Origin of the sequence: Mesorhizobium sp. M0016 (assembly GCF_040324035.1) — a bacterium.
Taxonomy (GTDB): Bacteria; Pseudomonadota; Alphaproteobacteria; order Rhizobiales; family Rhizobiaceae; genus Mesorhizobium.
Map to the genome: position 1 here is coordinate 144280 of NZ_JAMYVM010000005.1, position 23403 is coordinate 167682.

Sequence of the window (23403 nt, forward strand, 5' to 3'; positions counted from 1 at the left end):
GTCTGTCGAAGTGGCCCGCATCGACGACAGGCCCAATCGCCCGGCGGCGGTGCCAACTTGAGGAAAACGTGAAATAAGGTCAGAAGAGGCCTTGGCATTCATCTAACGAGAACGGGCGTCGGCCCGATGAGGGACGAAATGAAGAACGCAGCCATTTCTGAGCGCAAGAACCAGTCGATCTCGCGCGGCGTCGGCATGACGACGCAGATCTATGCCGACCGCGCCGAGAATTCGGAGATCTGGGATGTAGAAGGCCGCCGATACATCGATTTCTCCTCCGGTATCGCCGTCGTCAACACCGGCCACCGCCATCCCAGGGTGATCGAGGCGGTCAAGGCACAGCTCGACCGCTTCACCCATACCTGCCACCAGGTCGTGCCCTATGAGAGCTATGTCAGGCTGGCCGAACGGCTGAACGGCATGCTGCCCGGCAAGTTCGAGAAGAAGACCATCTTCGTCACTACGGGTGCTGAAGCCGTCGAGAACGCCATCAAGATCGCCCGCAACGCCACTGGCCGCCAAGCCGTCATCGCCTTTGCCGGCGGCTTCCACGGCCGCACCTTCATGGGCATGGCGCTGACCGGCAAGGTCGTGCCCTACAAGGTCGGCTTCGGCGCCATGCCGGGCGACGTCTACCACGCGCCGTTTCCGGTGCCGCTGCACGGCGTGTCTACAGCCGATTCGCTGGCCGCACTCGACAAACTGTTCAAGGCCGATGTCGATCCGGCTCGCGTTGCCGCCATCATCATCGAGCCGGTCCAGGGCGAGGGCGGCTTCTACGACGCGCCGCGCGAATTCCTGACGGCGCTGCGCAAGCTCTGCGACCAGCACGGCATGCTGCTGATCGCCGATGAGGTGCAGACCGGCTTTGCCCGCACCGGCAAGATGTTCGCCATGGATCATCATGAGGTCGCGGCCGACATTACCACCATGGCGAAAAGCCTGGCCGGCGGCTTCCCGCTGGCGGCGGTCACCGGCCGCGCCGAGATCATGGATGCGCCCGGTCCTGGCGGGCTCGGCGGCACCTATGGCGGCAGCCCGATCGGTGTCGCCGCAGCACACGCCGTGCTCGACGTAATCGAGGACGAAAAGCTGTGCGACCGCGCCAATACGCTGGGCGCCCGGCTGAAACAGCGGCTGCAGTCGATCCGCGACGATGTGCCCGAGATTGTCGACATCAGGGGTCTCGGCTTCATGAACGCGGTCGAGTTCAACGACGTCAAGAAGGGCCTGCCGTCGGCCGAGATCGCCAATGCGATCCGGCTGAAGGCGCTCGACAAGGGGCTGATCCTGCTGACCTGCGGCGTCTACGGCAACGTCATCCGTTTCCTGGCTCCGATCACCATCCAGGACAATGTCATGAACGAGGCGCTCGACATTCTGGAAAGCTCGATCCGCGAAGTCTGCGCTGCCTAGCGCAAACCCTACCTCCCCCTTGTGGGGAGGTCGGACCGCAGGTCCGGGTGGGGGGCCTCGCGCCGACCCCAACCCCGCTGCTTCGCAGCGACCCTCCCCACAAGGGGGAGGGTAAGTGCGTCTAGCCCGCAGCCCGTGCCGGCTCATCCTGCTGGAACGCTGCCAGTGCAGCCTTCAGCCCGTCAGGTCCCTCAGCAATCGTCTGCGCCATCGGCGAAAACCCGGCCCCGAGCATCTTGCGGCCCAGCATATGGTCGCCCGGCCTGTTGACGGATTCGATGCCGAGCAGCCGGCTTCCAGCATAGTGGTAGATCGAGAACTTGTTCTCAGCGAGGTCGCCCAGCACGACATGGCTGTCGCCGCCCGAGGTCAGCCCGACCATCTGCAGTTTCATGTCGCCGATGTCAGACCAGAACCACGGCACCGCCGCATAGGCGTCCGTATGGCCGGTGATCGTGCGTGCGGCAAGCCGCGCCTGGTCGGTGGCGTTCTGCACCGATTCCAGCCGCACGTCGCCGCCGGTCGACCAGTGGCGGTAGGAAGCGGCGTCGCCGATGGCCAGAATATCAGGCACTGAGGTGCGCATCTGTTGGTCGACGCGGATGCCATTGGCGACAGTCAGTCCGGCAGCCTGCGCAAGTTCGACATTCGGCACGGCGCCGATGCCGACGATGACCATGCGCGCGGGCAGCCTTTCGCCGGTGGAGGTGATGGCAGCGCAGACATGGCCGTTTTCCCCTTCCAGCCCGGCAATGGTGGTGCCGGTGAGGATACGCACGCCGATCGCCTCCAGCCGTTGGCGGACATGGCTCGCCACCACCGGCGCCACGGCGCGGCCAAGCAGCCGGTCGACAGCCTCGACCAGGGTGACGTTGCGGCCGGCGGCCCTCAGCGTTGCCGCGATCTCCAGCCCGATGAAGCCGCCGCCGAGGATGACCACGTCTTCGCTTTGGGCGCTGAGCGCGCGGATCAGCCGCGCATCGGCGATCGAGCGCAGCGACACCACGCCCGAGAGGTCGGCGCCCGGCAGCGGCAGAAGCCGCGGCCGCGAACCGGTGGCCAGGATGAGCCGGTCGAACGGCAGCACGCCGCCGCCCGCTACCTCCAGCTTGCAGCCTGCCGTATCGAGGCTGTCTATTCGGATGCCCGGCCTGAAGTCGATGGCGCTGCCGGTGTAAAAGGCCTCGCCGCGCAAGGGTTGCGGCTTGGCATCGGCGTCCTTGATGAAGGTCTTCGACAGCGGCGGCTTGTGATAGGGCAGATCGGTTTCGTCGCCGATCAGTATGACAGGCCCGTCATAGCCTTCCTCGCGCAGGCTGGCGGCCGCTTGCACGCCCGCATGACCCGCACCGACAATGACGACCCCGTTCTTCATCGCAACCCGAATTCCTGTTTCAAATCTGGAGCATGATGCCGAAAAGTGTGAAGCGGTTTTCGGACGACATCATGCTTTGATTGTGAGCCGTTCCGCCAGATGGCGATTGTCTGCCGCCGTCGCAAGAGCCCCGGTCCGGGTCGCACCCGGAACGGTCGCTTGTCAATCGCGGCGTCTCTCACCTTGGCTGCTGGCTACGATTTAAAGTTGATAGTGCTAGTTTAGAATAATTCTAAACTGTTGTTTCAATTGAATTTTCTAGGGTTCACCAGTTGACTTCCGGCCTCGCCATCGTTTTATGGAGGCTCGCGCGTCAGCGCATCCCTTTGATGTTTGGGCCTTGAACCCGTTCGATTGGAGGCATTTGGTGTCTTTCTCCCGTGAGCCGCAGAGCGGCGCGGCATCTGTGGTGTCCTACGGCATGCCTATGTCCCGGCACCGTTTGGCACGCGCGCCTTTTACCGAATCCCCTTTGAACTGGAGACTGATGATGACAGCGCGATATGGCGGCAGACTGGCTGCGATCGGTGCCACGGCTATGTTGACGGCGGCGGTTTTCATCCTGCCGGCCAAGGCGGCGGAGATCGATGCCAAGGCGGTCATCAAGACCTATTCCGACATCGCGCTGGCCAAGTACGAGGATTCGCTGACCACGGCGCAGGCGCTCGACAAGGCTGTCGACGCGCTGCTTGCCAACCCGTCGGCGGACACGCTGAATGCCGCCCGCGATGCCTGGAAGGCGTCGCGCGTGCCCTACCAGCAGACCGAGGTCTACCGCTTCGGCAACAAGATCGTCGACGACTGGGAAGGCAAGGTGAACTCCTGGCCGCTCGACGAAGGCCTGATCGACTACGTCGCCAAGAGCTACGGCACCGAGTCCGACGCCAACGCGCTCTACACCGCCAATGTCATCGCTAACAAGGACATCGAGATCGACGGCAAGAAGGTCGACGCCTCGAAGCTTTCGCCGGAGTTCCTCGCCGGCACGCTGCAGGAGGCCGGCGGCATCGAGGCCAATGTCGCCACCGGTTATCACGCCATCGAATTCCTGCTCTGGGGCCAGGATTTGCACGGCACCGGCCCGGGCGCCGGCGAGCGTCCGTACACCGACTACGACCTCAAGAACTGCACCGGCGGCAATTGCGATCGCCGGGCCGAGTATCTGAAGTCGGCCAGCGATCTTCTGGTCTCCGACCTGCAGGAGATGGTCGGCAACTGGAAGGAAGACGGCGCCGCCCGCAAGAACCTCGTCGATGGCCAGCCGAACACCGCTATCTCGGTGATCTTCACCGGCATGGGCTCGCTGTCCTACGGCGAACTGGCCGGGGAGCGCATGAAACTCGGCCTGCTGCTGCACGATCCCGAAGAGGAGCACGACTGCTTCTCGGATAATACCTACAACTCGCATCTCTATGACGCCATCGGCATCCGCGCCGCCTATCTCGCCAGCTACACGCGCATCGACGGCACCGTCGTTTCAGGCCCGTCGGTGCACGATATGGTCAAGGCGGCCGATCCGGCGATCGACAAGGAACTGTCCGACAAGCTCGATGTCTCGGTCGCCAAGATGGAGGCGATCAAGGCGCGGGAAGTGGCCGGCGAGGCCTACGACCAGCAGATCGCCGAGGGCAACACCGAAGGCAATGCTACCGTGCAGGCGGCAATCGACGCGCTGGTCGACCAGACCAAGTCGATCGAACGCGCCGTCGGCGCGCTGAAGCTGAACAACATAGCCTTCGAGGGGTCCGACAGCCTCGACGCACCGGACAAGGTGTTCAAGTAGCACCCCAACCAACTACCAGCCAAACGGCGCGGAGGGGCGCCGTCAGCCAGAGCCAATCCATGCTGATCTGCCATTGCAACATCATCACCGAAAAGGAGATTGAGCAGACGATCGTCGATCTGCTGGATCAGGACCCCTGGCAACTGATCGTGCCGGCGAAGGTCTATCACACGATGCAAAAGCGCGGTCGCTGTTGCGGCTGCTTCCCAAATGTGGTCGAAACGATCATTCGGGTCACCGAAAATTACCACACCCGTTCGGAGGCGAGCGGCGTGGACATCGTTTCACACCTGGATCGCGTCAGAGGCCTGCGCGTCCAATATGGGAGCAGAATCCATGAAAGGCGAACCGCAGATCATCGAGCGGCTTAACGAGGCTCTGTTCCTGGAGCTTGGCGCCGTCAATCAATACTGGGTGCATTTCCGCCTGCTCGAAGATTGGGGATATGCCAAGCTGGCAAAGAAGGAACGCGCCGAATCGATCGAGGAGATGCACCATGCCGACCGGCTGGTGGCCCGTATCATCTTCCTCGAAGGGCATCCCAATTTGCAGTCCGTGGCGCCGTTGCGCATCGGCCAGAACGTCAAGGAAGTGCTCGAATCCGATCTCGCCGGCGAATATGACGCACGCACCGCCTACAAGCGTTCGCGCGAGATCTGCAACGAAGCCGGCGACTACGTGACGATGAAGCTGTTCGAGGAATTGCTGGCGGATGAGGAAGGTCACATCGACTTCCTCGAGACGCAGCTCGACCTCCTTGCCTCTATCGGCGAGGAAAAATACGGCCAGCTCAACGCCGCATCGGCGGACGAGGCGGAATAGGACCATGCAGGAATGCGGCGCCCCCTAGATATTCTGCGCCGCGTGCGGCGGGCTAACGGCCCGCTGCGCCTTAAAAACCTGGGATATCAGGCGTTTCGTGGGCTTTCGGGTGTAATCCTGGCGGCAATTTTGGCCCCGGCCCTGGCCGGATCGTCGGAACCGGTCGGCCTCGCCACGAGCCGCACCGACCTGACGCCGAAGGACCGGTCCCGCGTCCTTGCCGTTACCAGGCCAACCCAGGATTTCTCCAAGCCCGAATCCTTCGAAACGATGCAAGGCGGCGCCGGCACGTCGCGCAGGCAGGTCGACCGCGACGCTTTCTCGCAACCCTCTGAAAACATCACCTTCGAGGAACAGGGCAATTTCAAGCTCGGCAATGCGCTTTTCCGCAAGAACTGGGTGTCGTCGCCATCGTCGACCCAGGCCTCGGATGGTCTCGGACCGCTGTTCAACGAGCGCGCCTGCCAGAATTGCCATTTGAAGGATGGCCGCGGCCGACCGCCGGCCGCCGACCGCCGCACCACGTCGATGTTCCTGCGGCTGGCGCGCGATGCGAGCACGGCCGAGGAAAAAGCCGAGATTGCCGTGCACAAGGTGCTGAACTTCCCCGATCCGGTCTACGGCGCGCAGTTGCAGGAACTGGCGGTGCCCGGCCTCAAGGGCGAAGGCCGCATGGATGTCGATTATCGCGAGGAAAAGGTCACGCTCGGCGACGGTAGCATCGTTTCGCTGCGCAAGCCGAGCTATTCGCTCGACGGGCTTGGCTACGGCCCGCTTGACCCGCGCACCACGCTGTCGCCACGTCTGACCCCGCCCATGATCGGCCTTGGCCTGATCGAACAGATCGCGCCGGCCGACATCCTTGCCCATGCCGATCCCGACGACCGCGACGGCATTTCCGGCAAGCCCAACATGGTGCGTGACCTCAGCAGCGGGCAACTGACGCTTGGCCGCTTCGGTTGGAAGGCGCAGACCGCATCGATCCGCCAGCAGGCGGCGGACGCCTTTGCCGGCGATATCGGCATTTCGACGCCGGAAGAGCCCAGCCACTGGGGCGATTGCACCGCAGCCGAAGAGGCCTGCTTAGCCATGCCCAATGGCGTGCAGAAGCGGCTCGGCCCGGTCGAGGCGCCACCACCGGTGATGGACCTCGTCACCTTCTATTCACAGAACCTTGCGGTGCCGGCGCGGCGCGATGTCGGCGCACCCGCCGTGCTCGCCGGCAAGACGCTGTTCTACGAGATGGGCTGCATTGCCTGCCATACGCCGAAATTCGTCACCATGCGCGGGAACAAGGCGCAGGCGTTCCAACTGATCTGGCCCTATTCCGACTTTCTGCTGCACGACATGGGGCCTGGCCTTGCCGACGGCCAGGCGGTGGGCGATGCCACGGGCAGTGAATGGCGCACCCCGCCGCTATGGGGCATCGGCCTGACAAAGACCGTCAACGGCAACGCTTTCTTCCTGCATGACGGGCGTGCGCGCACGCTTGCCGAAGCGATCCTGTGGCATGGCGGCGAGGGGCAGAAGGCGCGCGATCGCTTTGCCGCCGCCAATACGGCCGACCGCGATGCTCTCATCAAATTCCTGGAGTCATTCTGATGCTCAAGCGGGTTTTGCCTGTTCTACTCCTCCCATTGGCTCTGTTCGGTGCGTCCCCGGCATCGGCCTCGGTGAAAGCCTCCGATGTCATTCAAAGAGCGATCGACGGATTTGTCCGCCCCGCCTATGCCAGCCTGCATGGCCATGCCGGCACCTTGGCGAAGGCCATGGACGCGCTCTGCCAGGCGCCGTCGCAGGGCAACCTCGATGCCGCGCATGCCGGATTCTCGGCCACGGTCGCGGCCTGGTCGTCGGCTGAAATCATCGGCTTCGGGCCAATCAAGGAGAACAACCGGCTGGAGCGCATGCTCTACTGGCCGGACCGAAAGAGCATCGGCCTGAAGCAGGTGCAGGCGGCGCTGGCCGGCAAGGATCCGACCGCCACCGATCCGGCGCAGCTGGCGGGCAAGAGTGTCGCGATGCAGGGATTAGGGGCGCTTGAGTTCGTGCTTTACGGCGATGGCGCCGAGACGCTCGTCGGCAAGGACGAGCCCTATCGCTGCGCCTATGGCGCGGCAGTCGCCAAGAACATCGAGACCATGGCGGCCGATGTCGACGCGGCCTGGAAAAAACCGGACGGTTTTGCAGCCTTGTGGGCTAATCCTGGACCCGACAATGCGCTTTACCGCGACGGCACCGAAGCGGTGACCGAACTGGTCGGCGTCTTCATCAATGAACTCGAAATGGTGCGCGACGTGCGCCTCAAAGGTTTTCTCGGCGCCAAACCGCAGGGTGACAAGCCGAGGCAAGCGATCTACTGGCGCTCGCAAAACACCGGCCTTTCATTAGCCGGCAACCTCTCCGGCATTGATGCGCTGTTCCAGGCCTCGAAGCTCGGCGACGCGCTGCCCGAGGATAGCAGATGGATGGCGGAATCCATCCATATCCAGCTCATCAATGGCGTTGCCACTGCCAAATCCATCCAGGGTCGGATCGACAAGACGCTCGCCGATCCCGCGGAGCGCGGAAAACTCGAACATTTCGCGCTGATCACCTCCAGCCTGTCGGGCTTGATCGGCACCCGGCTAACCGCCGAGTTCGGCCTGACCGCCGGCTTTTCGTCACTGGACGGGGACTGACCAATGGTTGCGACACGCACGCCGCTGATGGACCGCCGCGATTTTCTCAGAGCTGCCGGCGCCGGCTTCGTCGCGTCAATGGCGCCGCGGGCCTGGGCGGACACGCTTGCCGCCGATGCCGTCTTTGCCACCGCCTTCGTCAAGCGCGACGGCAGCTTTGGCGCCGCTGTGTTGTCGGAAGCCGGAAAAGTATTGCATGCGATCGACCTGCCCGACCGTGGCCACGACGTCACCTTCGATCCGGTCTCGAAGCGCTCCGTGGTCTTCGCCCGGCAACCCGGCACCTTCGCCGTGGTCTTCGACCATGCCGGCCGCGAGCCGCCGCTGACCATCGTCAGCATCACCGGTCGGCATTTCTTCGGCCACGGTGTGTTTTCCACCGACGGCGCGCTGCTTTACGTCACCGAAAACAATTTCGACAATGCCGCCGGCGTCGTCGGGATCTACGACGCACGGGCCAAGTTCAGCCGCATCGGCGAGTTTCCGACCTATGGCATGGGGCCGCATGAGCTCTTGCTGCTCGGAGACGGCCGGACGATCGCCATCGCCAATGGCGGCATCGAGACCCATCCCGACTATGGCCGCGCCGAGCTCAACATCGCCACCATGAAGCCGTCCTATGTGCTGGTCGATCGCACAACCGGCGATCTCATCGAAAAGCACGAACTGCCGCCGGCTCTGCACCAGCTGTCGATTCGCCACATGGATGCCGACCCCACAGGCACCATCTGGTTCGGCTGCCAGTACCGCGGGCCGGGCACCGAGCGGCCACCGCTGGTCGGCCGCGCCACGCGCGGCAAGGGGCTGCAGCTGCTCGACATGCCGCAGGACGTGCTATCCGGCTTCCGGAATTACATCGGCTCGGTCGCCGCCAACCCGATTGCCGGCACGGTCGCGGTGTCTTCGCCGGAAGGCAATTCGCTGGCCGTCATCGACGCCGCCAGCGGCAAGATCGTCGCCACCAAGGCGCTGGTCGAGGTCTGCGGCCTGGCGCCCGACGGCCCGGGCTTCATGGCAACCACGGGTGCCGGCGAAATCATCGAAGGCAGCGGCGCGACGCGCTCCGAGCCCGACTATGTCTGGGACAACCACATGCTGCGCATCGCGCCGGCGGCGTAAGCCGTCCGGCCTGCACCGAAGCGAAGCCGCTTAACAATTTACGCGCTGGCTCTTGCGGCGGCGCGCCGTGGCGGGCAGAGGGAGACTGTTTTTCGAACCGGTCGCCCATGAAACTGCTCGCCATCGACTGTGCCGCCAATCTCTGCGCCGCTTGCGTCTATGACGCATCGGGCGACAGAGAGCTCGGCCGCTCGGTACTCGATCTCGGCAAAGGCCACGCCGAACACCTGATGGCTGTCATTGACGAAGCGTTGAAAGCGGACGGCACCGATTATGCCGGCCTTGGCGCCGTTGCGGTCTCCATCGGTCCGGGTTCCTTCACCGGCCTGCGGGTGGGCGTCTCGGCGGCGCGCGGCCTGGCGCTGGCGCTGAAGATCCCGGCGATCGGGGTAACGACACTGGAGGCGCTGGCGGCCGAGGCGAGGGCGGCATTTCCCGGCCGCCCGATCCTGGCGGCTCTCGATGCAGGCCGCGAGGAGATCCATGCGGCGTTTTACGATGCGGAAGCGATTTTGCGCTATGGTCCGGCTGTGACCACACTTGCCCAAGCCGCGGGAATGGCGGCGGACAATCGTCCGGTGCTTGCCGGCACGGCCGCCGTGCAGATCGCAGCCGCGGCCGGTCGCGATTTCGATATCGGCCCGACGGCTGCCACCGCCGACATTGCCGTCTACGCCCGGCTCGCCGCTGCAAAAGGTGAGGGCGACAAGCCGAAGCCACTCTATCTGCGCGGCGCCGATGCCAAGGCGCAGGCCGGGTTCATCCTGTTGAGGCAGGAAAAGTGATGCGCATCCCTTTCCTCCAGCCGCGCCGCAGGGACTATGCGCTCGAGCCGCTGACCATCGCCGACAGCCCGGCAGCGTCGGTGCTGCATCGCGAGGATTTCGTCCGGCCCTGGACCGATGGCGAGTTCGCCGCGTTGCTCGAACAGGAAACCGTGTTCGGCTATGCCGCGCGCGAAATCGGCCAGGGCGCCAAGCCGCCGGTCGGCTTCGTGCTGGCCAGGCTTGCAGCCGGCGAGGGCGAGATTCTGACCGTGGCGGTGGCGCGCTCGCATCGCCGCCAGGGGCTCGGCTGGCAATTGATGGACGCCGTGCTGCGCGAATTGCATGCGCAGCGCGCCGAGGCGCTGTTCCTTGAGGTCGACGAGACCAATGTCGCTGCCATCGCCCTCTACCGGCGGCTCGGCTTCCGCCAGGTGGGCCACCGCGCCAATTATTACCGCTCGACCGAACATGGTCCTACCGGCGCGCTTGTCATGCGCCGCGATCTTCGCTAGCCAAAGTTTTGGGGCAGGGCCAAGCTGCATGATCGGAAAAATCAGGATTTTCCTGGCGCTGAGCCTCGTTGTCGTCGGTTCGCTGGTCCTTGTGCCTTTGCAGCTGCTGTCGATGAAGACCGGAATTTGGCGCGAGACGGTCATTCTGAAGGTCTGGCACAGCCTCATCGTCCGGACGCTCGGCCTGCGCATCCATGTCAAAGGCGCACTGTCCAGCCAGCGCCCGCTGCTGGTCGCCTCGAACCATATCTCCTGGACCGACATCATGGTGCTCGGCTCCTTTGCCGATGTGACATTCATCGCCCGGGCGGACATGGAGGGATGGCCGCTGATCGGCTGGCTGTCGAAACTGCAGCGTACGGTCTTCATCGAACGCGAGCGCAAGCGGACAGCTGGCGACCAGGCCAGCGAGATCGCCAGCCGCATGGCCAAGGGCGACGCCATGGTGCTGTTTGCCGAGGGCTCTACCGGCGACGGCAACACCATCCTGCCGTTCAAGAGCACCTTGTTCGGCGCCGCCTCGATGGCGATTTCGGAAGGCGCGGCCGAGCAGGTCTTCATCCAGCCGCTGGCGATTGCCTACACGCGGGTGCACGGCGTGCCTCTCGGCCGTCGCCACCGGCCGCTCGCTGCCTGGATCGGCGATCAGGACCTGATGCCGCATCTCAAGGTGCTGATGGCCGAAGGCGCCATTGACGTCGAGGTGCATTTCGGCGAGCCCATCGCCTTTTCCAAGGGCTCGAACCGCAAGGAAACGTCGAGGATGATGGAAAGCCAGGTGCGCGCCATGATGCAGGCCGCGCTCGCCGATCCCCGACCGAGCCGCTAGCGCAGGCCGAGCGCCTACAGGCCGATGCCCGAGAATCGTCTGTTTTTTGTCACGGAAAGGCGTTAGAAGCCGCCGGATGGATTTGAACACGATAGAGCGGAACGAAACCGACAGCGCCTCGCAAAGCGCTGCTGCGGCGTCCGCCCCGGCCAAAAAGGTCTTCGTCAAGACCTATGGCTGCCAGATGAATGTCTATGACTCACAGCGCATGACCGATGCGCTGGCCGCCGACGGCTACACCGCGACCGATGTCATCGCCGACGCCGACCTGGTGCTGCTCAACACCTGCCATATCAGGGAGAAGGCGGCGGAAAAGGTCTATTCTGAGCTCGGCCGCATCCGCGACATGAAGGCTGAACGCGCAGCAGTTGGGCGCGAAATGCTGATCGGCGTCGCCGGTTGCGTCGCGCAGGCCGAAGGCGCGGAAATCATCCGCCGTTCGCCTGCTGTCGATCTGGTCATCGGCCCGCAGACCTATCACCGGCTGCCCGATGTGCTGGCCCGGGTGCGTGGCGGCGAGAAGATCGTCGAGACCGAATACGCCATCGAGGACAAGTTCGAGCATCTGCCGAAGCCGAAGCGTGCCGAAATGATCAAGCGCGGCGTCACCGCCTTCCTCACGGTACAGGAAGGCTGCGACAAATTCTGCACCTTCTGCGTCGTGCCCTATACCAGGGGCTCGGAAGTGTCGCGGCCGGTGGCGCAGATCGTCGCCGAAGCCGAGCGGCTGGCCGATGCCGGTGTGCGCGAGGTGACGCTGCTGGGGCAGAACGTCAATGCATGGCACGGCAAGGGTGAGGATGGCATGGAATGGGGGCTTGGTCGCCTGCTGTTCCGGCTGGCCGAAATTCCCGGCCTGGCGCGGCTGCGCTACACCACCAGCCATCCGCGCGACATGGACGACGAATTGATCGCTGCCCATCGCGATCTCCCGGCTTTGATGCCTTATCTGCACCTGCCGGTGCAATCCGGGTCAGACCGCATCCTCAAGGCGATGAACCGCAGGCACACGGCCAAGGACTATCTGGCGCTGCTCGAGCGCATCCGCGCTGCACGCGGCGACATCGCGCTGTCCGGTGACTTCATCGTCGGCTTCCCCGGCGAAACCGAGGCGGATTTCGAGGCCACGATGGGTCTGGTGCGCCAGGTGAACTACGCCTCGGCCTTCTCGTTCAAATATTCGCCGCGTCCCGGCACGCCGGGCGCCGATATGCCCGATCACGTGCCGGAAGCGGTCAAGGATGAACGTTTGCAACAGCTGCAGGCATTGTTGCTCAAGCAGCAGCAGGATTTCGGCCTGGGCCTGGTCGGCAGCACCATCGACACGCTGATCGAGAAGCCCGGCCGTCAGGCCGGCCAGAAGGTCGGCCGCTCGCCCTGGCTGCAGCCGGTTATTGTTGATGAAAAGGCCGCCGAAATCGGTGACATTATCCGGGTGCGAATCACGAAGACGGGCTACAATAGCCTGTTCGCCGAGTTGGCTTGATGGCCTCGGCAGATGAGGAGAGACGGTTGAGCGCTGCTGAAGTGAAGACTCTGCCCCAGAACCAGACATCCGGGGCCTCTGACATGGCGCACATCGTTCTGACTTTCGACAACAACAAGCTTGCCAGCGCCCTGTACGGTCAGTTCGACGAGAATTTGGCCCGGCTTGAGCAGAAGCTCGGCGTCGATATCCGCTCGCGCGGCAACCAGTTGACCATCAAGGGCTCGGCCTCGGCGGCCGAACAGGCGCGCCGCGCACTCGACAATCTCTACGGCATTCTCCAGAAGGGCACCGACATCGGCCAGTCCGACGTCGATGGCGCCGTGCGCATGGCGATTGCCGCCGACGACCAGCTGACGCTGCCGACGCTTGAACGCAAGGGCAAGGTTTCGGCCGCCCAGATCTCCACCCGCAAGAAGACGATCTATGCCCGTTCGCTCAACCAGGACGCCTATATGCGGGCACTGGAGCGTTCGGAACTTGTCTTCGGCATTGGCCCGGCCGGCACCGGCAAGACCTATCTGGCGGTGGCGCATGCGGCGATGCTGCTCGAACGCGGCATGGTCGAGCGCATCATCCTGTCACGCCCAGCGGTCGAGGCCGGCGAGCGGCTGGGTTTTCTGCCCGGCGATATGAAGGAAAAGGTCGATCCGTACCTGCGGCCCCTCTATGACGCGCTCTACGACATGATGCCGGCCGACAAGGTCGAGCGTGCTATCGCTGCCGAGGTCATCGAAATCGCGCCGCTGGCCTTCATGCGCGGCCGCACGCTGGCGCATGCCGCCGTCATCCTCGACGAGGCGCAGAACACCACGCCGATGCAGATGAAGATGTTTTTGACCCGCCTCGGCGAGAATTCGCGCATGATCGTCACCGGCGATCCGACGCAGATCGATCTGCCTCCAAGCACCAAGTCGGGCCTCGTCGAAGCCTTGCGTGTCCTTGACGGCGTGGCCGGCGCGGTAACCGTGCGCTTCAACGATGTCGACGTTGTGCGCCACCCGCTGGTGGCCGAAATCGTCAGGGCCTATGACCGCGACGCCAAGCTGGCGCGCGGCCTCGGCGCCGAGAGCTGATGCGACGATGCGGGCTCATGCCTGAAGACATAAGACCTGGCGGCGGGGATAGTTCGGTTCCCGTCGAGATCGATATGTCGGTCGGGGCCGGCGACTGGCCCGATGAGGCGGCGCTGACGCGTCTGGTCGATCGCGCCGTGTCGGCTGCCTTTGCCGAAACCGCTGCTGCCGGTCCTTCCGAACTCAGCATCGTCTTTTCCGACGATGCCCATATCCGTACCCTCAATGCCGGCTGGCGCGGCAAGGACAAGGCGACCAACGTCTTGTCTTTCCCTGTTTTTCCGTTCCCCAGGGGTGGCAAGCTGCCGCCCATGCTGGGTGACATCGTGCTGGCCGCCGAGACGGTGGCGCGCGAAGCAGCCCTGGAAGACAAGCCCTTCGAGAACCATATCACCCATCTCGTCATCCACGGCCTGCTGCATTTGCTGGGCTACGATCACGAGACCGATGCAGAGGCCGAGGAGATGGAAGCCATCGAGCGCTCAGCGCTCGCAAGGCTTGCCATTCCCGATCCCTACACGTAATGACAAAAGACCAATTGACCGGACGACGATGAACGACAAACCAGAAACTGCCGCCCGCCCCGAGGCTGGCAGTGCGACAAAGCCTTCCGATACGACGGAAGAGGGATCGAGTCCGAGTCCCAGTTCCGGCAGCCCCGCTTCTGGTAGTATTGCCAGCGAGCCATCGCCTGCCGGTCCGTCCCTGTTCGACCGCGTCTTGGGCCTTTTCAGGCAGCGGAACGGCACCAGCCTGCGCGAGGAAATCGCCGGCGCGCTTGCCGAAACGACCAGCGATGCCGGGTCTTTCTCGCCTGGCGAACGCGCCATGCTCAACAACATATTGCGCCTGCGCGAGGTACGCGTCGAGGACGTCATGGTGCCGCGCGCCGATATTGAGGCCGTCGAGATCACCACGACGTTGGGCGATCTGCTCGGTCTGTTCGAGCAGTCCGGCCATTCCCGCATGCCGGTCTATTCCGAGACGCTCGACGATCCGCGCGGCATGGTTCACATCCGCGACGTGCTGGCCCACATCACCAAGGTTGCCCGCGTCAAGAAGGGCAGAACATCCAGGAAGACGCCGGCAACGACGCTTCTCGACCTCGCCCAGGTCGATCTCGGCCGCACCATCGGCGACCTCAATCTGATCCGCCCGGTGCTTTTCGTGCCGCCATCGATGCTTGCCTCCGACCTGATGGGCCATATGCAGACGACGCGAACCCAGATGGCGCTGGTCATCGACGAATATGGCGGCACCGATGGTCTCGCCTCGCTGGAAGACATCGTCGAGATGGTCGTCGGCGATATCGAGGACGAGCATGACGAGGACGAGCCGCTGATCACCCAGACCGGCGAGGGCGTATTCGTCGTCGACGGCAAGGCCGAGATCGACGAGGTCGCCAAGATGATCGGCGAGGACTTTACCGCCGGCGAGCATGGCGAGTATGTCGACACGATCGGCGGCATGATCTTCAACACGCTGGGCCGCGTGCCCGCGCGTGGTGAGGTTGTGCAAGCCATCCCCGGCTTCGAATTCCACGTGCTCGACGCCGATCCGCGCCGCGTCAAGCGGGTGCGCATCGTCCATAACCAGAAGGGCGAGCGTCGCCGCCGCGTGACCGCCCCCCGCACCGAGCAGGCCTAGGACAGAACGTTGCCCGGCCGATGACGATCGACGATCCCTTCAAGCACTCAACCTTTGGCTCGGGTGTCTTCTACAAGGACCCGCGAGCCGCATTGAAATGGCTCGAAACGGCCTTCGGCTTCAAGCCGAGCATGGTGGTCAGCGACGCCGACGGACGGCTGGTCCATGCCGAAATGCGCTTTGGCGACGGCTACATCATCGTCGATTCCGAATGGGCCGATCATATTGCCAGTCCGGTAAGCGTCGGCGGCAAGAACACTCAGTCGGTCTGTGTGCGTCTGAAAGACGGCCTGGACGTGCATTGTGAGCGGGCAATGGCGGCTGGAGCCCAAATCGTCGAGGAGCCTGCCGACCATTTCTACGGCGAACGGCAGTATCGGGCGCGCGACCCCGAAGGCCATGTCTGGACCTTCACCCAGACCTTGCGCGCGGTGCCGCGCGAGGAGGCCGAGCACCTGAGCGGGCTAACCATCGAGGGATGGCCCCGATAGCGCAGCGATCGGCCGGTTCGCGTTTCAATAAATCTGATAAATCTTGGCTCTTGATTCGCGCGACCTGGGAAGTCTGTATGGAGCGCCTTGCCGGCCGGATAATTCTGCTTTGGGGCTGGCGGCGCGCGCTGGTGGCGTTTCTTGCCGGGGCGCTGGCGGTGCTCGCCCAGGCGCCTTACGATTTCTTCGCCGTCTGTTTCGTCTCGTTTCCACTGCTGGTCTGGCTGCTCGACGGCGCCACCGGCGAGGCTTCCGACGGCTGGCTCAGGCGCCTGCGGCCGGCCTTTGCCATTGGCTGGTGGTTCGGCTTCGGCTATTTCCTCGCCGGCCTGTGGTGGATAGGCGAGGCGCTTCTGGTCGAGGCCGACAGTTTCGCCTGGGCCTTACCCTTCGCGGTCGTCGGCATTCCTTTGGCGCTGGCATTTTTCTACGGCTTCGCCACCGTCGTCGCGCGGCTGTTATGGACCAACGACATTGGCCGCATTGCCGCCCTTGCCTTTGCTTTTGGCCTGACGGAATGGCTGCGCGGCTTCCTGTTCACCGGCTTTCCCTGGAATGCCGTCGGTTATGCGGCGATGCCCGTGCCGCTGTTGATGCAAAGCGTGTCGGTGACCGGCATGGTCGGCATGAACGCGCTGGCGGTCTTTGTCTTCGCCATGCCGGCCTTGCTTGCAGCACGCCGGCATGTCCGTCTCGGTGTGGTCCTGCTTGCCATTCTTGTCGCCGCCCATGCCGGCTTCGGCTATGTCAGGCTCGCGACCCCCGACAAGCCGACAACCCGCACTCTCGATGTCCGTATCGTGCAACCGGATGTCGACCTCAGCGAAAAATGGGACGCCTCGGTGCGCGACCGCATCTTCGCCACGATGATGGGCCTGTCGGCCGCAGCGCCCGATCCCGGTCATGACAAACCGCAACTTATCCTGTGGCCGGAGACCTCGGTACCGTTCCTGTTCACCGAGCGTCCGGACGCGCTGACCGCGCTCGGCGACATGCTGCAGCCTGGTCAGATGCTGATTGCCGGCGTCGTGCGCGAGGAGCGCGGATCGGGGGCGGATGCCGACAGCCGCTACTACAATTCGGTGGTGGCGATCGATGACAAGGGCGAAATCGCTGATGCCGTCGACAAGGTCCATCTGGTGCCGTTCGGCGAGTATCTGCCGTTTTCCGGTCTGCTCAGCCGCTTCGGCATCGGACAGCTCGTCGCCGGGCCGATGAATTTCGCCGCCGGCAACGAGCGCCATCCGATCGCTTTGCCCGGCGGCATCAGCGCCTTGCCGTTTATTTGCTACGAGGTGATCTTTCCTGATCTTGTGGCTGTTGACGCAACGTCATCCCAGCTTATTGTGAACGTCACCAACGACGCATGGTTCGGCGACACGCCCGGGCCGTACCAGCATTTCAGGCAGGCTCAGATTCGCGCGGTGGAAAACGGATTGCCGCTGTTGCGCGCCGCCAACAACGGCATTTCCGCCGTTGTCGATACGCGCGGACGCATCGTCGACGCATTGGCGGTCGATGCACGTGGCGCCATCGACGTGCGGGTGCCGATCTCCGGCCAAGCCTTCATCTCCGCCGCGCGGCGGCGCATTAACGGAATGCTGATCATGTTGGTGTTTGCCGCAATCGCCCTCAGCTTGAACGTAAGGCAACGGCTACGGGTGAATTGACAGTCGACACATTAGAAACTCATACTGTTACCGCCTAATTTTCTCGAAGTCGGTTGGTGTTTCTGTTGGGGCAGTTGGCTCCGGCTTCGTTTGGGCGAGAAAAATAGAAAAGGCCGGAAAAATTCGGCGAGGAAAAAATGACAGAAGAAAACAAGAAGAAACCGAATCCGATCGACATCCATGTCGGAAGTCGCGTCCGCCTTCGGCGCAATATGCTTGGAATGAGCCAGGAAAAGCTTGGTGAAAATCTCGGTATTACGTTTCAGCAGATCCAAAAATATGAAAAAGGAACGAACCGCGTCGGCGCCAGCCGTCTGCAGGCAATAGCCTCGATACTCAGCGTGCCTGTCGCCTTCTTTTTCGAGGATGCGCCAGGGCAGGAGCCGGTGGGTAATAGAGGATTTGCCGAGGACACTTCGATGGCTTTCGCCGTCGAATTCTGCGGCAGTCCGGAAGGGCTTCAGCTCAACCGCGCGTTCGTCAAGATCGCGGATGTAAAGGTGCGCCGCCGGATTATCGACCTTGTGAAGTCCCTTTCTGCCGAAGATGCCGAGTGATTCGGTGGGTCGATTGACCCATTGGCCCCAGTAATCCCCTGGGCCCGAGTAGCCCAGAGGCTCGACTGCCGGCGGCGCCAAGCCGCCGGTGGTACAAGATATATTGCTGCGACACTCATGCCAGAACCGCGGCACCGCTTGACGAGCGGCGCCCGGCACCGTTAACACGTGGCGCGCCAAAATCGGCAGCCCTGCCGATCGTTTTTTCAAGAGGGGACACCCGTGACGCGGCAGAACTACTTCTTCACCTCGGAATCCGTGGCCGAGGGTCATCCCGATAAAGTCTGTGACCGCATCTCGGACGAGATCGTCGATCTGGTCTATCGCGAGGCCAAGAAGACCGGCATGGACCCATGGAAAGTCCGGGTCGCCTGCGAGACGCTCGCAACCACCAACCGCGTCGTCATCGCCGGCGAAGTAAGGGTTCCCGATACTCTGCTGAAGCGGGACAAAGCCGGCAACATCCTCAAGGACGCCGCCGGGCATTCGGTCGTCAACCCGGCCAAGTTCAAGTCGGTCGCCCGCAAGGCGATCCGCGAAATCGGCTACGAGCAGGCCGGCTTCCACTGGAAGACGGCAAAGATCGAGGTTCTGCTGCACGGCCAGTCGCCCGACATCGGCCAGGGAGTCGACAACGCCGCCGACCGCCAGGGCGAGGAGGGTGCCGGCGACCAGGGCATCATGTTCGGCTATGCCTGCCGCGAGACCCCGGACCTGATGCCGGCGCCGATCTATTACAGCCACAAGATTCTCGAACTGCTCGCCGCTGCCCGTCACGAAAACAACGGCGAAGCCGGCAAGCTCGGACCCGACGCCAAGAGCCAGGTCACCGTTCGCTATGTCGATGGCAAAGCCGCCGAAGCGACGCAGATCGTGCTGTCGACGCAGCATCTCGACGCGACCTGGGATTCCAAGAAGGTCCGCAAGGTCGTTGAGCCTTACATCCGTGAGGCGCTCGGCGACCTCAAGATCGCCGACGATTGCATGTGGTACATCAACCCGACGGGCAAGTTCGTCATCGGTGGACCGGACGGCGACGCCGGCCTGACCGGCCGCAAGATCATCGTCGACACCTACGGTGGTGCTGCCCCGCACGGCGGCGGCGCCTTCTCCGGCAAGGACACCACCAAGGTCGACCGCTCCGCCGCCTATGCGGCGCGCTATCTCGCCAAAAATGTAGTGGCGGCCAAGCTCGCCGACCGCTGCACCATCCAGCTGTCCTACGCCATCGGCGTTGCCCAGCCGCTGTCGGTCTATGTCGACCTGCACGGCACTGGCAAGGTCGACGAGGCCAAGCTCGAGGAAGCGCTGCGCACGGTGATGGATTTGTCGCCATCCGGCATCCGCAGGCATCTCGACCTCAACAAGCCGATCTACGCAAAGACCTCGTCCTACGGCCATTTCGGCCGCAAGGCCGGCCGAGACGGGTCCTTCTCCTGGGAAAAGACCGATCTGGCCAAGGCGCTCAAGGACGCGATCGCTGCTTAGGCATGATTCCAAAAAGTGGGTACCGGTTTTTTGGAAAAGATCATGCTCCAACAAAGGATTAGATTGAGATGAGATTTCAGCCAAATCTCATCTCAATCCCAAATCTCATCTCAATCTAAGCGCGGCGCGCGACCAGGCCATGGATCCACAGGACAGGCGGAGCCGGGCGACCGAAGGGTTCTTCGGCCGCCGGCACGGCAAGACCATTCGCCCGCAGCAGGCGGCGGCGCTGGAAAGCGGTCTTGGGGCCTATGGCCTCGACCTCTCCGTCCAGGCACCGGCAGAATTGCGCGCGCTATTCTCAGCGGATGTTTCAACGGTTCGGCTGGAAATCGGCTTCGGCGGCGGTGAGCATCTGCTGCACCGTGCCACGGAGGCACCGGCGACCGGCTTCATCGGTGTCGAGCCGTTCGTCAACGGCATGGCCAAGCTGATGATGGCGGTGCGGGAAAAGCCGCTTGCCAATCTTCGCGTTTATGACGACGACGCCACGCGCCTGCTCGATTGGTTGCCGCAGGCGTCGCTCGACGGCATCGATCTGCTCTACCCCGATCCCTGGCCGAAGAAAAAGCACTGGAAGCGGCGTTTTGTCAGCCCGCTCAACCTCGATCGGTTCGCGCGCGTGCTGAAGCCGGGCGGAAAATTCCGCTTCGCATCCGACATCGACACCTATGTGAACTGGACCTTGTTGCACTGTCGGGCGCATGGCGGGCTCCTCTGGCAGGCGCAAGATGGGGCCGACTGGCATCGGCCCTATGAAGGCTGGCCGGGCACACGCTACGAGGCGAAAGCCACTCGCGAGGGCCGACGGCCGGCCTATCTCACCTTCATCAGAAAATAGTTCGATGCGGGAAAGTGTCCCGCATCGACAGCCGGTCTGGCTTCAGAAACGGCCGATCTTGCCGAAAGCGGTCGGGTCCATGCCAAGCCGGCGCAGATCGTTGGCGCGCGGCTTGCGGCCGGCTTCGACGGCCCGCGAGGCGGCAACGGCGCTGCCGAACAGGGCAAAGGCGTCGCCTATGGCGGAAAACACGGTACGGTTGCTCATTGTCTTGACCTTCCGCGCGCCACCGCGCGCTAATCTTTGATTTGTGCAGTGCAACATAGATAGGGATGTGAAATCCGGGATCACAGGGCCGTTACCGCATAGCCGGCGTGCGCCGCGCGCAATCCTGCCAGCCGTCCCCGGCTGCACTCTGCCCGGCCCGTCAACAGACTTGAAACACCGGCCGGGATCGTCTATATCAGCCTCAAATTCTTGGTCGGTATGACGAAGAGTGGGTCCACCCGGTCCCGCTCTTTTTTATTACCTGCCGGTCAGCCATCAGCAAAGAGATGGTTCGGGACGACGATCATCCTGATCCATAGAACGACAGGAAACGCATGACTGCAACGGCAAGCGAAGCCGACGACCGCATCATCCGCGAAAGCGGTATCGATGCGCGCATCGCGCTGATCGTCCAGCCGGTGTTGCGAGGCATTGGCTTTCGCCTCGTGCGGGTGCATCTGTCGGGCCAGAACGGCCTGACGCTGCAGATCATGGCCGAACGCGAGGACGGCACCATGACCGTCGAGGATTGCGAAGAGGTCAGCCGCGCTGTGTCGCCGGCGCTCGACGTCGATGACCCGATCGAGAAGGCCTATCATCTCGAAGTGTCGTCGCCGGGCATCGACCGGCCGCTGGTACGCAAGTCGGATTTCGTCACCTGGACCGGCCATCTGGTGAAGATGGAAACCTCGGTGCCGGTCGCCGACCGCAAGCGCTTCAAGGGCAAGATCGCCGAAGCCGGCGAAGACGACATGCTGCTCGAGCGCGACAAGGCCGCCTACGGCGAAGAGCCGACGGTTCGCATTCCTTATGACGCGATCGCCGATGTGCGGCTGATCCTCACCGACGACCTTATTCGCGATGCCCTTTCGAAGGACAACCGGGAACGCAAGGAAGCCAAGAAACGCCGCGGCGAAGCTGATGATGCACCCGAAGGTGCTGAAGGCGGCGCGGAAGACGAAATCGAACAGGAACTATGATGAGCGGCCGGGCCTAAAAGCTCGGCAACAAGCTCGGGAGAAATAAGATGGTTGTAAGCGCCAACAGACTTGAACTGCTGCAGATCGCCGACGCGGTGGCGCGTGAAAAGTCGATCGACAAGTCGATCGTCATTGCCGCCATGGCTGATGCGATCCAGAAGGCCGCGCGCTCGCGCTACGGCCAGGAAACCAACATCCGCGCCGACATCAACGCCAACACCGGCGAGATGAAGCTGCAGCGGCTGATGGAAGTGGTCGAGAAGGTCGACGACTACGCCACCCAGATCGCCATTTCCTCGGCCCGCGAGCGCAATCCGGACGCCCAGCTTGGCGACTTCATCGCCGAACAGCTGCCGCCAATGGATTTCGGCCGCATCGCCGCCCAGTCAGCCAAGCAGGTCATCGTGCAGAAAGTGCGCGAGGCCGAGCGCGACCGCCAGTATGACGAATACAAGGACCGCATCGGCGAGATCGTCAACGGCACCGTCAAGCGCGTCGAATATGGCAACGTCATCGTCGATCTCGGCCGTGGCGAGGCGATTATCCGCCGCGACGAGCTGATCCCGCGCGAAAACTACAAGTACGGCGACCGCGTCCGCGCCTATGTCTACGACGTGCGCCGCGAACAGCGCGGCCCGCAGATATTCCTGTCGCGCACCCATCCGCAGTTCATGGCCAAGCTCTTCACCATGGAAGTGCCGGAAATCTATGACGGCATCATCGAGATCAAGTCGGTCGCCCGCGACCCAGGCTCGCGCGCCAAGATCGCCGTCATTTCGCGTGACTCGTCGATCGATCCGGTCGGCGCCTGCGTCGGTATGCGCGGCAGCCGCGTCCAGGCCGTGGTCGGCGAATTGCAGGGCGAAAAGATCGACATCATTCCGTGGTCGCCTTCGGCCGCCTCCTTCATCGTCAACGCGCTGCAGCCGGCGGAAGTCGCCAAGGTGGTGCTCGACGAGGATGCCGAGCGCATCGAAGTGGTGGTTCCCGACGACCAGCTGTCGCTGGCCATCGGCCGTCGCGGCCAGAACGTGCGTCTTGCCTCGCAGCTCACCGGCTGGGACATCGACATCCTGACCGAGGCCGAGGAGTCCGAGCGCCGCCAGAAGGAATTCGTCGAACGCTCGTCGCTGTTCATGGAAGCCCTTGATGTCGACGAGATGGTCGGCCAGGTGTTGGCCTCCGAAGGCTTCACCAGCGTCGAGGAAGTTGCCTATGTCGATTCGGGCGAGATCGCCTCGATCGACGGTTTCGACGAAGACACCGCTTCGGAGATCCAGACCCGCGCCCGCGAATATCTGGAGAAGATCGAAGCCGAGCATGACGACAAGCGCAAGGCGCTGGGCGTCACCGACGAACTGCGCGAGATCCCTGGCGTCACCACCGCCATGATGGTGACGCTCGGCGAGGATGGCGTGAAGACGATCGAGGATTTCGCCGGCTATGCCGCCGACGACCTGACCGGCTGGAAGGAACGCAAGGACGGCGAGACCAAGGTATTCCCGGGTGTGCTCGCCAATCACGGCGTGTCGCGCGCCGACGCCGAGCAGATGGTTCTGGCAGCCCGCCTCAAGGCCGGCTGGATCACCGAAGACGAGCTTGCAGCCGAACAGGTCCCGGCTGACGAAGCCGTTGGTGCGTGAGGTGAAACCGCAT

General features: G+C 63.4%; 23 protein-coding genes. 21 read left to right on the forward strand and 2 right to left on the reverse strand.

The window, feature by feature from the left end; genetic code table 11:
* Nucleotides 1-138 precede the first annotated feature (138 nt).
* Entirely contained in the window at nucleotides 139-1416 is a 1278-nt protein-coding gene (locus NKJ88_RS09885) for a 4-aminobutyrate--2-oxoglutarate transaminase (RefSeq protein ID WP_023669533.1), read from the forward strand.
* Between the two features lie 121 nt (nucleotides 1417-1537).
* On the opposite strand, the gene NKJ88_RS09890 is transcribed toward NKJ88_RS09885, so the two are convergent.
* Nucleotides 1538-2791, reverse strand: coding sequence for an NAD(P)/FAD-dependent oxidoreductase (locus tag NKJ88_RS09890; RefSeq protein ID WP_023669534.1), 1254 nt, complete (start codon nucleotides 2789-2791; stop codon nucleotides 1538-1540).
* Between the two features lie 490 nt (nucleotides 2792-3281).
* Here NKJ88_RS09890 and NKJ88_RS09895 point away from each other — a divergent pair, with 490 nt between their 5' ends.
* From NKJ88_RS09895 to trmB, 18 genes are all read left to right on the forward strand, one after another.
* Nucleotides 3282-4574: an imelysin family protein gene (locus tag NKJ88_RS09895; RefSeq protein ID WP_023669535.1), complete on the forward strand. Its 1293-nt coding sequence runs from the start codon at nucleotides 3282-3284 to the stop codon at nucleotides 4572-4574.
* Between the two features lie 59 nt (nucleotides 4575-4633).
* Nucleotides 4634-4945 carry a (2Fe-2S)-binding protein gene (locus tag NKJ88_RS09900; RefSeq protein WP_023669536.1) on the forward strand — a complete coding sequence of 104 codons (312 nt, stop codon included), beginning with the start codon at nucleotides 4634-4636 and terminating at the stop codon, nucleotides 4943-4945.
* Nucleotides 4911-5396, forward strand: a complete 486-nt coding sequence (bfr, locus tag NKJ88_RS09905; RefSeq protein WP_023669537.1) for a bacterioferritin — start codon at nucleotides 4911-4913, stop codon at nucleotides 5394-5396. Before NKJ88_RS09900 ends, bfr begins: the two co-directional genes overlap by 35 nt.
* A gap of 12 nt (nucleotides 5397-5408) precedes the next feature.
* Nucleotides 5409-6998: a di-heme oxidoreductase family protein gene (locus tag NKJ88_RS09910; protein ID WP_352444000.1), complete on the forward strand. Its 1590-nt coding sequence runs from the start codon at nucleotides 5409-5411 to the stop codon at nucleotides 6996-6998.
* Nucleotides 6998-8077: an imelysin family protein gene (locus tag NKJ88_RS09915; RefSeq protein WP_023821522.1), complete on the forward strand. Its 1080-nt coding sequence runs from the start codon at nucleotides 6998-7000 to the stop codon at nucleotides 8075-8077. Before NKJ88_RS09910 ends, NKJ88_RS09915 begins: the two co-directional genes overlap by 1 nt.
* 3 nt (nucleotides 8078-8080) lie before the next feature.
* Nucleotides 8081-9196, forward strand: a complete 1116-nt coding sequence (locus NKJ88_RS09920) for a DUF1513 domain-containing protein (protein WP_023726870.1) — start codon at nucleotides 8081-8083, stop codon at nucleotides 9194-9196.
* Nucleotides 9197-9303: 107 nt separating this feature from the next.
* A complete protein-coding gene (tsaB, locus tag NKJ88_RS09925) occupies nucleotides 9304-9981 on the forward strand; it encodes a tRNA (adenosine(37)-N6)-threonylcarbamoyltransferase complex dimerization subunit type 1 TsaB (RefSeq protein ID WP_023711441.1) in 678 nt (225 codons plus the stop codon).
* A complete protein-coding gene (rimI, locus tag NKJ88_RS09930; RefSeq protein WP_023669542.1) occupies nucleotides 9981-10475 on the forward strand; it encodes a ribosomal protein S18-alanine N-acetyltransferase in 495 nt (164 codons plus the stop codon). Before tsaB ends, rimI begins: the two co-directional genes overlap by 1 nt.
* A 28-nt stretch (nucleotides 10476-10503) precedes the next feature.
* Nucleotides 10504-11304, forward strand: coding sequence for a lyso-ornithine lipid O-acyltransferase (gene olsA, locus NKJ88_RS09935; RefSeq protein ID WP_023682014.1), 801 nt, complete (start codon nucleotides 10504-10506; stop codon nucleotides 11302-11304).
* 76 nt (nucleotides 11305-11380) lie between these two features.
* A complete protein-coding gene (gene miaB / locus NKJ88_RS09940; protein WP_352444001.1) occupies nucleotides 11381-12790 on the forward strand; it encodes a tRNA (N6-isopentenyl adenosine(37)-C2)-methylthiotransferase MiaB in 1410 nt (469 codons plus the stop codon).
* Between the two features lie 83 nt (nucleotides 12791-12873).
* On the forward strand, nucleotides 12874-13866 hold the full coding sequence (locus NKJ88_RS09945) for a PhoH family protein (RefSeq protein WP_027049340.1): 993 nt from the start codon (nucleotides 12874-12876) through the stop codon (nucleotides 13864-13866).
* 17 nt (nucleotides 13867-13883) lie between these two features.
* A complete protein-coding gene (gene ybeY, locus NKJ88_RS09950; protein ID WP_352444002.1) occupies nucleotides 13884-14390 on the forward strand; it encodes an rRNA maturation RNase YbeY in 507 nt (168 codons plus the stop codon).
* 28 nt (nucleotides 14391-14418) lie between these two features.
* Nucleotides 14419-15513, forward strand: a complete 1095-nt coding sequence (locus NKJ88_RS09955; RefSeq protein ID WP_023688745.1) for a hemolysin family protein — start codon at nucleotides 14419-14421, stop codon at nucleotides 15511-15513.
* A 20-nt stretch (nucleotides 15514-15533) separates the two neighbouring features.
* Complete coding sequence (locus NKJ88_RS09960; protein WP_023688744.1) at nucleotides 15534-16004, forward strand: VOC family protein; 471 nt, start codon at nucleotides 15534-15536, stop codon at nucleotides 16002-16004.
* 77 nt (nucleotides 16005-16081) lie between these two features.
* A complete protein-coding gene (lnt, locus tag NKJ88_RS09965) occupies nucleotides 16082-17674 on the forward strand; it encodes an apolipoprotein N-acyltransferase (RefSeq protein WP_352444003.1) in 1593 nt (530 codons plus the stop codon).
* A 137-nt stretch (nucleotides 17675-17811) separates the two neighbouring features.
* Nucleotides 17812-18231 carry a helix-turn-helix domain-containing protein gene (locus tag NKJ88_RS09970; protein WP_023669550.1) on the forward strand — a complete coding sequence of 140 codons (420 nt, stop codon included), beginning with the start codon at nucleotides 17812-17814 and terminating at the stop codon, nucleotides 18229-18231.
* A 222-nt stretch (nucleotides 18232-18453) separates the two neighbouring features.
* Nucleotides 18454-19719 carry a methionine adenosyltransferase gene (gene metK / locus NKJ88_RS09975; protein ID WP_023669551.1) on the forward strand — a complete coding sequence of 422 codons (1266 nt, stop codon included), beginning with the start codon at nucleotides 18454-18456 and terminating at the stop codon, nucleotides 19717-19719.
* 139 nt (nucleotides 19720-19858) lie between these two features.
* On the forward strand, nucleotides 19859-20560 hold the full coding sequence (trmB, locus tag NKJ88_RS09980; protein WP_352444004.1) for a tRNA (guanine(46)-N(7))-methyltransferase TrmB: 702 nt from the start codon (nucleotides 19859-19861) through the stop codon (nucleotides 20558-20560).
* A gap of 42 nt (nucleotides 20561-20602) precedes the next feature.
* Here the strand turns inward: trmB and NKJ88_RS09985 are convergent, their stop codons facing one another.
* A complete protein-coding gene (locus NKJ88_RS09985) occupies nucleotides 20603-20767 on the reverse strand; it encodes a hypothetical protein (RefSeq protein ID WP_023669553.1) in 165 nt (54 codons plus the stop codon).
* Between the two features lie 335 nt (nucleotides 20768-21102).
* On the opposite strand from NKJ88_RS09985, the gene rimP reads away from it, so the two are divergent.
* Both rimP and nusA read left to right on the forward strand, forming a co-directional pair.
* Nucleotides 21103-21747, forward strand: coding sequence for a ribosome maturation factor RimP (gene rimP / locus NKJ88_RS09990; RefSeq protein WP_023669554.1), 645 nt, complete (start codon nucleotides 21103-21105; stop codon nucleotides 21745-21747).
* Between the two features lie 47 nt (nucleotides 21748-21794).
* Complete coding sequence (gene nusA, locus NKJ88_RS09995; RefSeq protein ID WP_023669555.1) at nucleotides 21795-23390, forward strand: transcription termination factor NusA; 1596 nt, start codon at nucleotides 21795-21797, stop codon at nucleotides 23388-23390.
* The last annotated feature ends 13 nt before the right edge of the window (nucleotides 23391-23403 follow it).